At 66.0% G+C, this 15357-nt stretch carries 14 protein-coding genes; 8 read left to right on the plus strand and 6 right to left on the minus strand.

Going from position 1 to position 15357, the window contains the following annotated elements; all coding sequences use genetic code 11:
* Positions 1-6 precede the first annotated feature (6 nt).
* From A8G00_RS21035 to ribH, 5 genes are all read left to right on the plus strand, one after another.
* A complete protein-coding gene (locus A8G00_RS21035; protein ID WP_044661207.1) occupies positions 7-534 on the plus strand; it encodes a hypothetical protein in 528 nt (175 codons plus the stop codon).
* Positions 535-554: 20 nt separating this feature from the next.
* Positions 555-1544 carry a bifunctional diaminohydroxyphosphoribosylaminopyrimidine deaminase/5-amino-6-(5-phosphoribosylamino)uracil reductase RibD gene (gene ribD / locus A8G00_RS21040; RefSeq protein WP_301182321.1) on the plus strand — a complete coding sequence of 330 codons (990 nt, stop codon included), beginning with the start codon at positions 555-557 and terminating at the stop codon, positions 1542-1544.
* A gap of 62 nt (positions 1545-1606) precedes the next feature.
* Entirely contained in the window at positions 1607-2221 is a 615-nt protein-coding gene (locus A8G00_RS21045) for a riboflavin synthase (protein WP_103001587.1), read from the plus strand.
* A 70-nt stretch (positions 2222-2291) separates the two neighbouring features.
* Positions 2292-3575: a 3,4-dihydroxy-2-butanone-4-phosphate synthase gene (gene ribB, locus A8G00_RS21050; RefSeq protein ID WP_025548279.1), complete on the plus strand. Its 1284-nt coding sequence runs from the start codon at positions 2292-2294 to the stop codon at positions 3573-3575.
* Positions 3576-3586: 11 nt separating this feature from the next.
* Positions 3587-4009 carry a 6,7-dimethyl-8-ribityllumazine synthase gene (ribH, locus tag A8G00_RS21055; RefSeq protein ID WP_044661210.1) on the plus strand — a complete coding sequence of 141 codons (423 nt, stop codon included), beginning with the start codon at positions 3587-3589 and terminating at the stop codon, positions 4007-4009.
* A gap of 168 nt (positions 4010-4177) precedes the next feature.
* On the opposite strand, the gene A8G00_RS21060 is transcribed toward ribH, so the two are convergent.
* A complete protein-coding gene (locus tag A8G00_RS21060) occupies positions 4178-5260 on the minus strand; it encodes an alkene reductase (RefSeq protein WP_103001588.1) in 1083 nt (360 codons plus the stop codon).
* Positions 5261-5447: 187 nt separating this feature from the next.
* Here A8G00_RS21060 and A8G00_RS21065 point away from each other — a divergent pair, with 187 nt between their 5' ends.
* The 3 genes from A8G00_RS21065 to A8G00_RS21075 all read left to right on the plus strand — a co-directional run bounded on the left by A8G00_RS21065 (position 5448) and on the right by A8G00_RS21075 (position 8318).
* A complete protein-coding gene (locus A8G00_RS21065; protein WP_103001589.1) occupies positions 5448-6113 on the plus strand; it encodes a COQ9 family protein in 666 nt (221 codons plus the stop codon).
* Between the two features lie 88 nt (positions 6114-6201).
* Complete coding sequence (locus A8G00_RS21070) at positions 6202-6459, plus strand: FeoA family protein (RefSeq protein WP_025548285.1); 258 nt, start codon at positions 6202-6204, stop codon at positions 6457-6459.
* Positions 6456-8318 (plus strand): ferrous iron transporter B, encoded by a 1863-nt coding sequence (locus tag A8G00_RS21075; RefSeq protein WP_103001590.1) that lies wholly within the window; start codon positions 6456-6458, stop codon positions 8316-8318. Before A8G00_RS21070 ends, A8G00_RS21075 begins: the two co-directional genes overlap by 4 nt.
* A 306-nt stretch (positions 8319-8624) precedes the next feature.
* Here the strand turns inward: A8G00_RS21075 and A8G00_RS21080 are convergent, their stop codons facing one another.
* The 5 genes from A8G00_RS21080 to nusB all read right to left on the minus strand — a co-directional run bounded on the left by A8G00_RS21080 (position 8625) and on the right by nusB (position 15329).
* A complete protein-coding gene (locus tag A8G00_RS21080) occupies positions 8625-9305 on the minus strand; it encodes a DUF2490 domain-containing protein (RefSeq protein ID WP_103001591.1) in 681 nt (226 codons plus the stop codon).
* A gap of 157 nt (positions 9306-9462) precedes the next feature.
* Positions 9463-11385 (minus strand): S9 family peptidase, encoded by a 1923-nt coding sequence (locus A8G00_RS21085; protein WP_172451939.1) that lies wholly within the window; start codon positions 11383-11385, stop codon positions 9463-9465.
* A gap of 106 nt (positions 11386-11491) precedes the next feature.
* Entirely contained in the window at positions 11492-13615 is a 2124-nt protein-coding gene (locus tag A8G00_RS21090) for a sodium-translocating pyrophosphatase (protein ID WP_025548289.1), read from the minus strand.
* A 229-nt stretch (positions 13616-13844) separates the two neighbouring features.
* Complete coding sequence (gene thiL / locus A8G00_RS21095; protein ID WP_061938653.1) at positions 13845-14759, minus strand: thiamine-phosphate kinase; 915 nt, start codon at positions 14757-14759, stop codon at positions 13845-13847.
* 123 nt (positions 14760-14882) lie between these two features.
* Positions 14883-15329: a transcription antitermination factor NusB gene (gene nusB, locus A8G00_RS21100; RefSeq protein WP_025548292.1), complete on the minus strand. Its 447-nt coding sequence runs from the start codon at positions 15327-15329 to the stop codon at positions 14883-14885.
* Positions 15330-15357: the final 28 nt, after the last annotated feature.

The raw sequence follows: 15357 nt of genomic DNA on the forward strand, positions 1-15357 counted from the left end.
GAAATCATGACGGACAGCAACAGCGCTTTTGCATCCGGCCCCGCCTTACCCTATATCGGCGCGATGGCGATCTTCCCCCGTCCGGTGTCTCCCAAGAGCGCGATGAGCGACCTGTGGAGCTATTTTCGTGAGAACCGGCCTCATAAATGGCCGCTGCTCGGCCTGTCCGTCGCGGTCACCTGGGTCATCATCTGGGCCTTCATCGTCGACGCCAACACCAACACCATGCCGACGCGCAACCAGATCTTCTATGTCCAGAGCTGGGACTCCAGCCGGTCCGACGCGGCGATCATCCTCCAGCAGAAGATCGACCTCGCCAAGCGGGAGGCGGCGATCGAGAAGAAGCAGAAGGAAATGCAGGGCGTGGCCGATATTTTCGGCATCGACTGGAAGAAGGACGAGGCCCGCAACACCGCCCGCCGCAAGGAAGCATTGAAGCAGATCAACGCCCAGCTCGACGCCCGGCTGGCCAAGGCCGAGGCTGCGGAGAAATCCGTCCCCGGAGCAGCCCAGAGCGGGGCGGCCCAGCCCTGAGCGCCCGATCCAAAAGCGTCCTGCCCCCCGCCGATCCCGCTCAGGACCGGCGCTTCATGGCCGCCGCCATCGCACTTTCCGAACGGGGACGCGGCCTTTCCACGCCCAATCCCAATGTCGGCTGCCTGATCGTGAAGGACGGGCATGTGGTCGGGCGCGGCTGGACGCAAAAGGGCGGCCGCCCCCATGCCGAGGCGCAGGCGCTTGAGGAGGCCATGGACCGCGCCCGCGGCGCCACCGCCTATGTGACGCTGGAGCCCTGCTTCCACCTTTCCCCGCGCGGTCCGCGCTGTGCCGACCTGATGGCGCGGGCAGGGGTCCGCCGCGTCGTCATCGCCCTGCGCGATCCCGATCCGCGCACCGACGGGCAGGGCGCCGCCTGGCTGCGCAAGCGCGGCATCGTGGTCGAAATGGGGCTGATGGCGCAGGAAGCCGCCGCCGCGATGCGCGGTTTCGTGCTGCGCCAGACATTGGGCCGCCCGGCCGTGACGCTCAAGCTGGGCCTGTCGCTCGACGGCCGGATCGCGCTGGCCGATGGGTCCAGCCGCTGGATCACCGGTCCGGACGCCCGTGCCCATGCCCATGTGGAACGGGCACGGCATGACGCCATATTGGTGGGCGGCGGCACGCTGCGCACCGATGCGCCCCGGCTGGATGTGCGCCTGGCCGGCCTGGAGGACCGCTCGCCCCGACGCGTGCTGCTCAGCCATGGCGACGCGCCTGAAGGGTGGGATAGCATTGCCGCGCCGGAAGACATCGCCACCCTGCCGCATGTCGACCATCTGCTGGTCGAGGGGGGGGCACAGACCGCCGCCGCCTTCCTGCGCGCCGATCTGGTCGACCGCCTGCTGCTCTATCGCGCGCCGATCCTGATCGGCGCCGGGCTTGCCGGGATGGGCGACATCGGCCTGACCGATCTGGCCGGCGCGCATGGCCGCTGGCGGCTCGACGACGAACGGCGGCTGGGCGATGATCGGCTGGAGGTTTACCTCCGCAGCCGGAACGCCTAGATCACCCCGAAAGCCCCGCCCCTTCCGGGCGCGGCCAACGGAACACAAGCAAGGCGCTCCTCATGTTCACCGGCATCATCACCGACATCGGCACCATCCGCACCCATGAACAGCGCGGCGACCTGCGGCTGGCGATCGGCTGCGCCTATGACATGGAATCGGTCGCCATCGGCGCGTCCATCGCCTGTTCGGGCGCCTGCCTGACGGTGGTGGAGAAGGGCGCCGACTGGTTCGCGGTCGACCTGTCGGCCGAAACCGTCGCTCGCACGGCGCCGGGCCTGTGGGACCAGGGCGGCCGCCTCAACCTGGAACGCGCGCTCAAGGTCGGGGATGAGTTGGGCGGCCATATCGTCACTGGCCATGTCGACGGCATCGGCACTTTGGTGTCCGCCGCGCATGAGGGCGATTCGACCCGCCTTGTCATCGCCGCGCCCGCCGCGCTGGCCTCCGCTCTGGCGGCCAAGGGTTCGATCACCGTCGACGGCATCTCGCTGACCGTCAACACGGTGGAGGATCAGGCGGACGGCTCCGTCCATTTCGGCCTGAACATCATCCCCCACACGGCCGCCGCGACGACGCTGGACAGCCTGACGCCGGGCCGCGCCTTCAATCTGGAGATCGATGTGCTGGCGCGCTATCTCGACCGGATGCAGAGCCTACGCTCTCGCTCAATGTGATTATTGCTTGCCATAATCACATCTTGATGTGATATGCCGCTCCATCCCGCCGTGGGAAGGAGTCTTCAGCATGTCGTCAGCCCTTATCGATACGGTCCGTTCGCTGGTTACGGAGGGCGGCATGTCGCGATCCGGCCTTGCCCGCGCGGCGGGTCTCCATGCCAATTCCCTGCGCAAGCTGGGCGAGGCGGACTGGAATCCGACGGCGGAAACGCTGGGCAAGCTGGAAAGCTATCTCGCCAAGCGGGAGGGCGGCACCGCGCTCGCCTCTCCCGAGGAGATCATCAATGAGGCCCGCAACGGCCGTATGTTCATTCTGGTCGATGACGAGGACCGGGAAAATGAGGGCGACCTGGTCATTCCCGCGCAGATGGCGACGCCGGACGCGATCAACTTCATGGCCACCCATGGCCGCGGCCTCATCTGCCTGGCGTTGAGCAAGGAGCGGGTCGACCATCTGGGCCTGGGACTGATGAGCCGCAACAACGGCACCCGCCACGAAACCGCCTTCACCGTGTCGATCGAGGCGCGCGAGGGCGTGACCACCGGCATCAGCGCCGCCGACCGCGCCCGCACCATCTCCGTCGCGATCGACGGGTCGAAGGGGCCCGAAGACATCGTGACGCCCGGTCATGTCTTCCCGCTGGTGGCGAAGGATGGCGGCGTGCTGGTCCGCACCGGCCATACCGAGGCGGCGGTGGACGTCGCCCGTCTGGCCGGGCTCAATCCGTCGGGCGTCATCTGCGAGGTGATGAAGGACGACGGCACCATGGCGCGGCTGGACGACCTCATCCCCTTCGCCCAGAAGCACAGGATGAAGATCGGCACGATCCGCGACCTGATCGCCTATCGCCGCCGGCATGACCATATGGTGGAACGCCGCGCCGAAACCGTCTTCAACAGCCAGTGGGGCGGCGACTGGAAGGCGATCAGCTTCTACAACAAGGCGACCCAGACCGAGCAGCTCGTGCTGCAGAAGGGCCATGTCTCCCCCGACGAGCCGACGCTGGTCCGCATGCACCAGCTCTCCCTGCTGGACGACGTCTATGGATCGACCGGGCCGCGCAACGGCCTGCTTGCCAAGTCGATGGAGATCATCGCCCGGCAGGGGGCCGGCATCGTCGTCGTCCTCGCCGCCCAGGCGCCGGGCGATTTCATGAGCCGCAGCCTGCGCCATCATGCCGGTCAGCCCGATTCGGGCATGGACGAATTGCGCGACTATGGCGTGGGCGCGCAGATTCTGGCCGAACTCGGCGTCCATGACATGATCCTGCTCAGCAACACGCACCACAGCCTGATCGCGCTTGACGGCTATGACCTGGCCGTGGTTGGGCAGCGGTCGATCGAGCTTTAAGGAACCTATCCATGGCAAAATTCCTGATCGTCGAAGCGCGCTTCTACGACCATCTCAACGACCTGCTGATCGAGGGCGCGGTCGCCGCGCTGGAGGATGAGGGGCATAAATATGAGGTGGTGACGGTTCCCGGCGCGCTGGAGATTCCCGGCGCGGTGGCGCTGGCGGCGGAAACCGGGCGTTATGACGGCTTCATCGCCATCGGCGTGGTGATCCGGGGCGAAACCTATCATTTCGAAGTCGTGTCGAACGAAAGCGCGCGCGGCCTGATGGCGCTCAGCATGGACGGCATCCCGATCGGCAACGGCATATTGACGGTCGAGAACGAAGCCCAGGCGCTGACCCGCGCCAGGCGGGACGAGAAGGACAAGGGCGGCGAGGCGGCGAAGGCGGCCATCGCCATGCTGGCGCTGCGGGAGAGATTCAGCGCCTGAGACGCCGGATTTAGGTGTGCAAAGGGGCTGCTGCCGGGCGGCCCCTTTCTTTATGCGGTTCGAGGTTGCGGCGGGCCCAGGATGGGAGGCCGAAGCTGGCCGATCCAGCCCCCTCCCCTAAGGCGTGAAGGGGGGGTGTCCACTTTCCACCCGCCCCCAGACCTCTATTCAGGCCGCTTCCTCCAGCGCCGGATAGTCGACATAGCCTTCCTCGCCCTGGCTGTAGAAGGTCGCCATGTTCGCGCCATTGAGCGGCGCATTGATCCGCAGGCGCTTGGGCAGGTCCGGATTGGCCAGGAAAGCGCGCCCGAAGCTCACGCCGTCTGCTAGGCCGCTGTCCAGATCCCGCTGCGCCCGCTCCAGGTCGTAATCGCTGTTCAGGATCAGCGGCCCGGAAAAATGCCGGCGGATGACCGGCGACTGGCGCGGCACGTCGGTCCGGCCGAAGGACCCGTCCGGCCCCGGCTCCCGCAGTTCCAGGAAGGCGATGCCGATCTGCTGCAGCACGTCCGCGGCCGCCGCGAACAGGGCGGAAGGATTGCTGTCGTCGACGCCCTGCGTCTCGCCATTGGGGGACAGCCGCACCGACACGCGGTCCGCACCGATGGCGTCGGCCACCGCCTGCGTCACCTCCCGCAACAGGCGCACGCGATTTTCGATCGAACCGCCATAAATATCGTCGCGATGGTTGCTGCCGTCGCGCAGGAACTGGTCGATCAGATAGCCGTTCGCGGCATGGATCTGCACACCGTCGAAACCGGCCGCGATGGCGTTTTTGGCAGCGCGGACATAATCCGCGATCACGCCCGGAATTTCGTCTATGGCCAAAGGCCGCGCCTGTTCATAGGGCTTCTTGCCATCATAGGTGTGCGCGTCGCCCGGTCCCGCGGTGGCGCTGGCCGAGACGGGCTGCTCGCCGGTCACGCTGCTGTGCACCACGCGCCCCATATGCCAGAGTTGCGCGACGATCCGGCCGCCTGCCTCATGCACGGCCTCCGTCACCGGCCGCCACGCCTCAACCTGCTCTTCCGACCACAGCCCCGGCGCGAAGGGCCATCCCAGCCCCTGCCGCGAAATGCCCGTCGCCTCGCTGATGATGAGGCCCGCCGAAGCGCGCTGGCGATAATAGTCCGCCATGATCGGCGTCGGCACATGGTCGCGTGTCGCGCGGCCGCGCGTGAGCGGCGCCATCAGCACGCGATTGGGGGCATGGATCGCCCCGAGTTGTACCGGTTCGAACAGATTCGCCATGAAATACTCCCTTTTCAAAGTTGCAGATTGCAACGGGACTTGCCTGCCAAAGCCAGCTAGGATGCCTGGGGAGCCGCTTCAAGACCCTGGCCGTCGCCATGCCGCCAAGTTTTGCTTTCCCCGCCTTCATCTCGGCTAATGCGTCCGCGCGCTTGTACGCCTGCGCGGCGGGGCGTAATAGCGGGCCATGACCCCGACGCATCAAGACATGACGCTCGACGAAGTGCGGGCCGCGCTCGCCCCGATCCTGCCCCGCCATGCCGCCTTCGACGGCTGGCGCCGGGAAGCGGTGGCCATGGCGGCGGAGCAGTGCGGCATCGATGCCGACATCGCCGCGCTGGCCTTTCCAGGGGGTGCGATGGACATGATCGATGCCTGGTTCGAAAGCATCGATGCGCGGATGCTGGAGGCGCTGCCGGCTGAGAAGCTGGCGGCCCTGTCGATCCGCCAGCGCATAACGCGGCTGGTGGAAAGCCGCCTGACCCTGCTCGCGCGCGACCGGGAAGCGCTGCGCCGGGCGCAGGCGGTCATGGCCATGCCCCGCAACGCGGCCCGCGCCGCCAAACTCGGCTGGCGCGCGGCGGACGTGATGTGGCGCGCCGCAGGCGACGAGTCGACGGACCTCAATCATTACAGCAAGCGCCTGACGCTGGCGGGGGTTTATGCCGTGACCCTGCTGGTCTTCGTCGATGATGAGAGCGATGACTGGGCGGAGACCCGCGCTTTCCTGGCGCGGCGGATCGAAGGCGTGATGCGCTTCGAGCGCGCCAAGGCCCAGTGGAAGGGCATTGGCGGCGGCGAACGGCTGAGCTTCGCCCGCTTCATCGGGCGGCTGCGCTACCCGGCCATATAATCTGCCGCGCTGCCGCACCGATTCGCGCTGGCCTTTTCCAATCGGTATTGATAGTCACTCGCAGAAGTAAATGACGAGTGCCTTACCCTTGCGCCTGACCGACCTGCCGCTGCGCCAACCCGCTTATGTGGACCTGATCGACTGGAACGCGCTGTCCGCGTCCGACGGGCAAAGGCTGCGTGAATTCGGCCTGTGCGAGGGCGCGAGCGTGGAAGCGCTGCACCATGGCGGGTTGCTGGGCCGCGGGCCCATCGCCTGCAAGGTCGGCCGCATGACCATCGCCATGCGCCGCAACCATGCCGCCGCCATCACGGTCCGCACCGGCCCCTCGGACAGTGACCTGTGACGAACCTGCCGCTGATCGCGCTGGTCGGCAATCCCAATGCCGGCAAGAGCGCCCTGTTCAACGCCCTGACCGGGGCGCGGCAGAAGCTGGGCAATTATCCCGGCGTCACCGTGGAGCGCAAGGCGGGCCGCTTTTCCCTGTCGGACGGCCGCCCGATCGAACTGGTCGACCTGCCCGGCACCTACAGCCTCAACCCCACCAGTCCCGACGAACAGGTGACGCGCGACGTCATATTGGGCAGGCAGGCGGGCGAGCGCCTGCCCGACGCGCTGGTCGTGGTGGTCGACGCGTCCAATCTCGACAATCATCTCCGCTTCGCGCTGGAACTGATCGCGCTTGGCCTGCCGACCATCGTGGCGCTCAACATGGTCGACCTCGCCACCCGCGACGGGCTGGAACTGGACGCCCATATCCTCTCCCGTGAACTGGGCGTGCCGGTGATCTCCACCGTGGCGGTGCGCAAGCGCGGCCTGGATCATCTGCGCGGGGAGCTGGAATCGATGCTCGACGGCAGCGCAGGCAAGGTCCGCGCTTCAGCCGAACAGCGCGATTTCGAAGGGCTGCGCCGGGAAGCGCGCCGGATTGCCCGCGCGGCCATCGTGCGCGAAACCCCCTCCCGCCGGCTGACCGCGGCTGTCGACCGGGTGGCGCTGCATCCCGTGGCGGGGCTGATCCTGCTGCTCGCGCTGCTCTTCATCATGTTCCAGGCGGTCTATGCCTGGTCCGCAGCGCCGATCGCCATGATCGAGGGCTTTGTCGCCAGCGCCAGCGACGCCGTGACGGCCGCGCTGCCCGATGGGCTGCTGCGTTCCTTCCTGGTCGACGGGGTGCTGAACGGCGTTGGATCGGTCATCGTGTTCCTGCCGCAGATCCTGATCCTCTTCTTCTTCATCCTGATGCTGGAGGCGACCGGCTATATGGTCCGCGCCGCCTTCCTGATGGACGGGCTGATGGCCAAGGTGGGGCTGTCTGGGCGGGCCTTCATCCCGCTGCTCTCCTCCTTCGCCTGCGCGGTGCCGGGGATCATGGCGACCCGCACCATCGCGGACCCGAAGGACCGGCTGACCACCATATTGATCGCGCCGCTGATGACCTGTTCGGCGCGGCTGCCGGTCTATGCGGTGATCATCGGCGCCTTCATCCCGGCCCGAACGGTGGCGCTCGGCATCGGTTTGCAGGGGCTGGTGCTGTTCTGCCTCTACATCTCCGGCATCGTCGGCGCGATGCTGGCCGCGCTGATGCTGCGCCGCACCGTCACCAAGGGCGCGAGCGGCGGCTTCCTGATGGAGATGCCCAAATATCAATGGCCGCGCCCACAGGACATATTGCTTGGCCTTTGGCAGCGCGCGGTGATCTTCCTCAAGCGCGCGGGCACGATCATCTTCACCTCGACGGTGATCCTCTGGGTGCTGCTGAGCTTTCCCAAGGCGCCGGAAGATAGCGGCATCAGCCAGGTCAACTATTCGGTCGCGGGACGTGTCGCCAACGGGCTCAACCTGGTGCTCGCGCCGATCGGCTTCAACCGCGACATCTCGCTCGCGCTGATCCCGGCCATGGCGGCGCGCGAAGTGGCCGTGTCCGCGCTCGCCACCGTCTATTCGCTGGACGCCGACGAGGATGAAGCGAAGCTGGAACGCAGCCTAGGCGACCGGCTGAAGGACAATTGGCCGCTGCCGACTGCGCTCGCCTTCCTCGCCTGGTTCGTCTTCGCGCCCCAGTGCATCTCCACCATCGCGGTGACGCGGCGCGAGACCAACGGCTGGAAATGGCCGCTGTTCATGATCGGTTATCTGTTCATCCTGGCCTATGTCGCGGCGGGCCTTACCTACTGGACGGCGACGGCGCTCGGCCTAGGGTAGAACGCGTAGGTTGATATTGGGTGGAAAGTGGATGCTAAGCCCCACCCTCCCCTGAAGGCGAGGGGAAGTGCGAACGTACATAACTGGCCATTTGCTACGGTCAAATGCACCGTGTTCCTGAGAAGTCAGTGGCCGGATTCCGATGGGGTAAGGCACGAAGGGAGGGTCTTGTTGGGGACATATTGAGCCATTGGAGCCACGATGGCGACGAGGGAGAATGTCCGAGACTATGGTGCGGTCCTCAACCCTCGGCTTTTCCGGCTTTCCGCGCGGAAGATGCGGCTCGATCGCACCCCGCGCCGCAGATCAGAAGGAAAAGCTCAGCGAGAAGGACGCGACATTGTCATTGCTGTCGTCGGCGTCCGGGCGGAAGCCGTGCTGGTGCAGATAGCCGATCTCCGCATTCACATTCTTCGCTACGGGGGTGGTGATGGCGATCAGGTTGCGCATCCGCTCCTCCCCCTGCACCCGCTGGAAATTGGTGGTGTTGAAGTCGATGAAGCTCTCGTGGCTGAGGAGCAGCGCGGTCTTGCCGCCTTCCCTGAACGGCAGCACATATTTGACATAGGGACGCAGCCGCCAGGCGGTGCCGTCGATCCCCTCGCGCCAGCGCTCCTCCAGCCGGAGGCGCGCGCTGAGCTGGCCGGGCCCGATCTTCACGATATTGTCGAAGGTGACCTGCTGGCGCCCGCGATGCTCCATCACGGAAAAATGGCCGGCGTCATATTGCGGGTCATGGGTATAGCCCGCCCAGACCGTCACCTTCTTGCCGATCCTGTAGCCGACCAGCGAATTCATCTCGACCTCGTACAGCCCGTCGCGATCGTTGCTGAACCGGGCGACGACCTCTTGCGAAAAGCGCCAATGATCGCTCAGCTTCACCGTCGCGTTCGCTGTGGTCCAGAGCTGTTCGTCCTCGCTGGCATGCGCCACGGCCGGGACGGCCAGCAGGGCAAGCGCGGGCAGCAGCTTGTGGGTCAGTCGCATGAAGTCAATCTCCCCTCGCCATCGTGGCGGACGCGGGCGAACTATGACCGATGCGTTACATTCATGTGACTATCTGATTTCTAATTTATGACAATCTCGCCCGACGCCGAACCGTTCGGCCCGCTATAGCGCGCGGTTCGACGTCGCGGGCCCGGTTTCAGGCCGGATTATGGTCCTTCAAAAAGGCGTCGAGCCGTTGGAGGAATTCCAGCCGATCGGCCTGGCGGGAAAAGAAATGGTCGCCCAAAGGCTGTTCGACATAGATATAGTCGCGTCCGGCGACCTTGCCTGCCGCCTTCAGCTTCTCCGCCATTTCGCGCGACTGGTTCACCTGCACCCGCCGGTCCTTCCTGCCATGCATCAGCAGGATCGGCGTTGAGAATTGCGCGGCGAAATTGATCGGAGAAACGGCGGCGAAATCGGGCGCCTGCTCCTTCATCCAGTCCTTGCGCGAACCATGATTGAGGAAGCGGCGGTCATAGCGCATCATGGCCGAGAGGTCCGACACGCCGGCATAGGAGACCGCGCAGCGGTAGCGCGCGCCGTCGCGCTGTGCGCCGCGCATCGCCGCATAGCCGCCATAGGAGGCGCCGACGATGCAGACGCGCTTCGCGTCGGCAATCCCTTCCTTCACCGCCCAGTCGACCGCGTCGTTGAGGTCGTCCTGCATGGCAAGGCCCCACTGCCCCTCGCCCTTGTCCGCAAAGGCGGTGCCATAGCCGGAGGAGCCGCGATAATTGGGCTGCAGCACCGCATAGCCGCGATAGGCCAGGAACTGCACCCACCAGTCCCATTCCTCGCTGTCCCGGGCGAAGGGGCCGCCATGCGGCATCAGGATCAACGGCAGACCCTTGGGGTCCTTGCCCGCCGGCACGGTCAGCACCGCCGCGATCTCCAGCCCGTCGCGCGCCTTGTAACGGATCGTCCTGACCGGGGAGAGATGGACGCCGGGCCCGAAATTTTCGCTGATCTTCGACAGGATGCTCATCGCGCCGGCGGCGGTGTCGTAATAATAATAGGTGCCCGGCTGGTCCGCGCTGCCGACATGAACGATCATGCGCTGATGATCCCGGCTGGTGGACACGATCCGGGCGCGGCGATGGGCGCCCACCGCCTTGTCGATGTCGGCCTGGATCTTCGCCAACCCCTCGTCGAACCAGTGCACCCCCGGTCCTTCGGCGGTATAGCGCACCCCGGCCAGGCCGGTGCCGGCGGTGTCGCGTTCGATCCCGTCTATGTCGAAGCCGGGCGCGGCGAAAATCTTCTTGCCCAGTTCCAGCCTTGTCAGGTCATATTCGTACAGCGCGTCAGTACCCTCATGATCGTCGCTGGCAATCGCCTTGCCCGGATCGGCCGTGAACAGCAGCGGCACGACCATGGATTCGTCGCGGCGGCGATTGGCCCGGTCGATCGTGCGGAAACCGGACCGGCCGTCGACGCGATAGAGCAGCTTCGACATGCGCGTCGCATCGTCATAGCCCACGCCCATGCGCACCGTGCCGGTCGCATCGGCATACCAGGACATGACATTCTGGCGCGACTGCACCACCGGGCGCATCTTGCCGGTGGCGACATCCACCTCGTCCACCTGCGGCCAGAAGCCGAGTTCACTGCCGAAGATGGACGATTGATAGGCGAGCAGGATGCGCGGCGTGCCATCGCGGGCGACCCAGATGACGTCATCGCCATTCTGCGCCGCCACATTCTTGGCCAGCAGGTTGATCTTCGACCCGTCGCGCTTGATGCTGACGACGCGGCTGATCGACCAGGGCATGCCCTGGACGTTGGTTTCGCTGCCTATGCCCGCGATCAGCCAGTCGTCATTGACCCAACGCCACCAGTTGAGATCGTTTTCCCCCAGTTGCAGGGTGCGGATACGGTTGGGCTCTTCGATGATGGAGGCGATCATCAGCAGCAGTTCGCCATTGCGCGACACCCTGGCGGCGAGGCGCATCCCATCGGGCGAGAGTTGCGGTTCCACCATCATCGGCAGTTCGGCAAAGGCCTCGATCGGCCATTCCTTGCGCGGTACAGGCGCCGTTTGCGCACTGGCCGACACGCAAAGCTGCGCGAGCGCCATGCCCGCGACGACAGAAAGCCCCCTCAATCTTACCCCCATAATATAATGGCCCCGCCTTTCTATAGGGCGGAGCCATTTTGCTGTCTTTCCCTTTTTTAACGGGGCACTACGCGCCGTGCGCCAGGGCGGCTAGCAGCAGCAGGGCGACGATGTTGGTGATCTTGATCATCGGATTGACAGCGGGGCCAGCCGTGTCCTTGTAGGGATCGCCCACCGTATCGCCGGTCACGGCCGCCTTATGGGCTTCGCTGCCCTTGCCGCCATGATGGCCGTCCTCGATATATTTCTTCGCATTGTCCCAGGCCCCGCCGCCGGAGGTCATGGACAGCGCGACGAACAGGCCGGAGACGATGACGCCCAGCAGCAACGCGCCCAGGGCCGCAAAGCCGTTGGGCGTGCCAGCCACCGCGGAGATCGCGAAATAGACGAAAATCGGCGCCAGCACCGGCAGCAGGCTGGGGACGATCATCTCCTTGATCGCGGCGCGGGTGACGAGGTCCACCGTACGGGCATAATCGGGACGCGAGGTGCCCTCCATGATCCCCTTGTTGGTGGCGAACTGGTCGCGCACGTCCTTGACCACGTCGCCCGCCGCGCGGCCCACCGCCGTCATGCCCATCGCGCCGAACAGATAGGGCAGCAGCGCGCCCAGCAGCAGGCCGACGATGACATAGGGATTGGAGAGGCTGAAATCGACCGGCTCGGTCAGGCCGAGAGCCGAGTTGTAGAACTTCAGATCCTCCGTATAGGCGCCGAACAGCACCAGCGCGGCCAGGCCCGCCGATCCGATGGCATAGCCCTTCGTCACCGCCTTCGTGGTGTTGCCCACGGCGTCGAGCGCATCGGTCTTGACCCGCACGCTGTCGTCGAGATGCGACATTTCCGCGATGCCGCCCGCATTGTCGGTGACGGGGCCGTATGCGTCCAGCGCCACGACCATGCCCGCCAGCGCCAGCATGGCGGTCGCGGCGAAGGCGATGCCGATCAGGCCCGCAAGCTGATAGGCGACGATGATGCCGACGACGATCACCAGCGTCGGCAGGGCCGTCGCCTCCAGACTGACGGCCAGCCCCTGGATGACGTTGGTGCCATGGCCGGTTTCCGAAGCGCGGGCGATGCTGCGCACCGGGCGGTAGTTGGTGCCGGTATAATATTCGGTGATCCAGACGATCAGGCCCGTGACCGCGAGGCCTACCATCATCGCCCAGAACAGCGCCATGCCGGTATACCCCCCCGCGCCGTCCAGATCGGCGCCGAAACGGGCGTTGAGGTCGCCCAGCGCGAACTGCGTCACGGCATAGAGCGCCGGGATGGACAGGATCGCGGTGGTCCAGAACCCCTTGTAGAGCGCGCCCATGATCGACTGGCTCGCGCCCAGCCGCACCATATAGGTGCCGATGATCGAGGTGATGATGCATACCCCGCCGACGATCAGCGGCAATGACATCAGGCGCATCAGGAAGGCGTTGTCGACGCCTGTCACCAGCAGCGCGGTCAGCACCATGGTCGCGCCGACCGTCACCACATAGGTTTCGAACAGGTCGGCCGCCATGCCCGCGCAGTCGCCTACATTGTCGCCTACATTGTCCGCTATGACGGCGGGGTTGCGTGGATCGTCCTCCGGAATGCCCGCTTCCACCTTGCCGACAAGGTCCGCGCCGACATCGGCCGCCTTGGTGAAGATGCCGCCGCCAAGCCGCGCGAAGATGGAGATGAGGCTGGCGCCGAAGGCCAGCGCGACGAGGGAGTCGATCACGATCCGGTCGTCGGGCGCATGGCCCGCGGGTCCGGTCAGATACCAGAAGAAGACGCTGATCGCGAGCAGGGCCAGCCCCGCCACCAGCATGCCGGTGATGGCGCCCGCCCGGAAGGCGACGGTCAACCCGCTTTGCAGCGTGCCGCGCGCGGCCTCCGCCGTGCGGACATTGGCGCGGACCGAGATGTTCATGCCGATGAAGCCCGCCGCCCCCGACAGGATCGCGCCGATCAGGAAGCCGACCGCCGATGTCACGCCAAGGAAGAAGAAGACCAGCGCCGCGACGACGACGCCGACCATGGCGATGGTCGTATATTGGCGGCCGAGATAGGCCTTCGCCCCCTCCTGAATCGCGCCCGCAATCTGTTGCATGGTTTCATTGCCGGCGGACGCCGCCAGCACCTGTCGACTGGTGATGAGGCCGTAGAGCACGGCCAGCAGGCCGCATCCTATGGCAATCGTGACAATCTGCATGGATGTTCCTCTCCCCCTGTTATGCCTGTCATCGGCCGCTCCGCAGGGAATGACGGGCGGGCGAAGGGCGTAAGGGCGGGCGGCCGGAACATGCGCTTCCGGCGTCGGGCACCGCGTCAATCAGCATCGTAGCTCACGCACATCATGCGGTCCTACCGGGCTGAGAAAGGTCGGGGGTGAAGCTACAGGGCGGACGGCGTGCGTCAACCCGTTACGATATTAAGGCAAATCAGCCATGTTCCCAGCCGAGCCGGTCCGGCAACGGGATCGCCACGCCGTCTATCGTCAGCGTCAGTCCCCCGCCCTTGGCGAAGCGGCCGACGGGAATGGCGCGCACGGGCGGCTTCACCGCGGCGGGAAGGGCGAAGAGCAGTTCATAATCGTCCCCCGCCCGAGCCGCGGCGATCTGAACGGCGTTGCTGGCCCCGCGCGTCGCCTCCAGCGCGGGGGAGAGCGGGATATGGTCGATGGTGACGGCAAGGCCGCTCGCCTCCGCCATGCGGGCGGCGTCGATCAGCAGGCCGTCGGACACGTCCATCATCGCATGGACATGGCGGGCGAGCAGCGCGCCCTCCGCCAGACGCGGACGCGGGCGGCGATAGGCCTCCACCAGCGGCCCCGAAGCGCCGGGCATGTTCCTGAGCAGGTCGAGGCCCACGCCCGCATCCCCCACAGGACCGGTCAGATAGAGCCGGTCGCCGACCTTCGCGCCGCTCCGCGCCGGGATCGGGCCTGTCGCTTCGCCCAGCGCGGTCAGGCTGTAGCTGCGCGGGGCGCCCCTGGGCATCTGCACCGTGTCGCCGCCCAGCAAGGGCATGGCATGGCGGCCAAGCGCCTCGCCCAATCCTTCAAGGAAAGCCGCGTCCCAGGCGTCGTCGCCGGACAGCGCATAGTTGAGCAGGCAGCCGACCGGCTTCGCGCCCTTGGCAGCGAGGTCGGACAGGTTCACGGCGGCCAGTTTCCAGCCGATGTCCGCGGGCGGATCGGCCGGCAGATAATGCACCCCCTCCACCATCGTGTCGCTGGTGAGGATCAGGCGGGCGCTGCCGATTTCGAGGACCGCCACATCGTCCCGCAAGCCCTGGGCGGCAGGATCGTTCGCCAGCAGGCGGAGAAGGGTCAGGAAACGGGATTCAGCGGACATTGAAATGAAATCCGTTCACCCTGAGCTTGTCGAGCCGAAGGCCGGCGAAGCCAACGGCTTTTTCTTCTTTTTAAGGACGTGAAGGGCTTCGACAAGCTCAACCCGAACGGATATTTTCTGTTCCTATTTCCGCACGTCCTTGGCCACGGCGTCCAGCAGCCCGTTCACGAAACCCGCCTCGCGCTTGTCGTAGAAGGCATGGGCGACATCGACATATTCGCTGATCACCGTGCCGGTCGCCACATCCTTGCGGGCAAGCAGTTCATAGGTGCCAGCGCGCAGGATCTGCCGCATCGGCTTGTCGAGCCGCTCCAGGCTCCAGCCCTTGGAGAGCCGCGCCACGATCAGCCCGTCAATCTCCTCGCGCCGCCGGTCCACGCCCTGCACGACATCGTCGAAGAAGCTTTCCTCCGCCTGCGCATAGGTGACATCCTCTATGGTCGCGCCCAAGCGGTGCTGGTGGAATTCATGCAGCAGCAGGTGGAGCGGCGTGCCCTCCATCTCAAGCTGGTAGAGCGCCTGCACCGCGGCGAGGCGCGCGGCGGAGCGGGATTTGGAGCGGTCGTTCATAGTCTTTCCATAACCGTTCGGGCCGAGC

The sequence above is a fragment of the Sphingobium sp. SA916 genome (assembly GCF_002894065.1).
GTDB classification, from domain to species: Bacteria; Pseudomonadota; Alphaproteobacteria; order Sphingomonadales; family Sphingomonadaceae; genus Sphingobium; species Sphingobium fuliginis.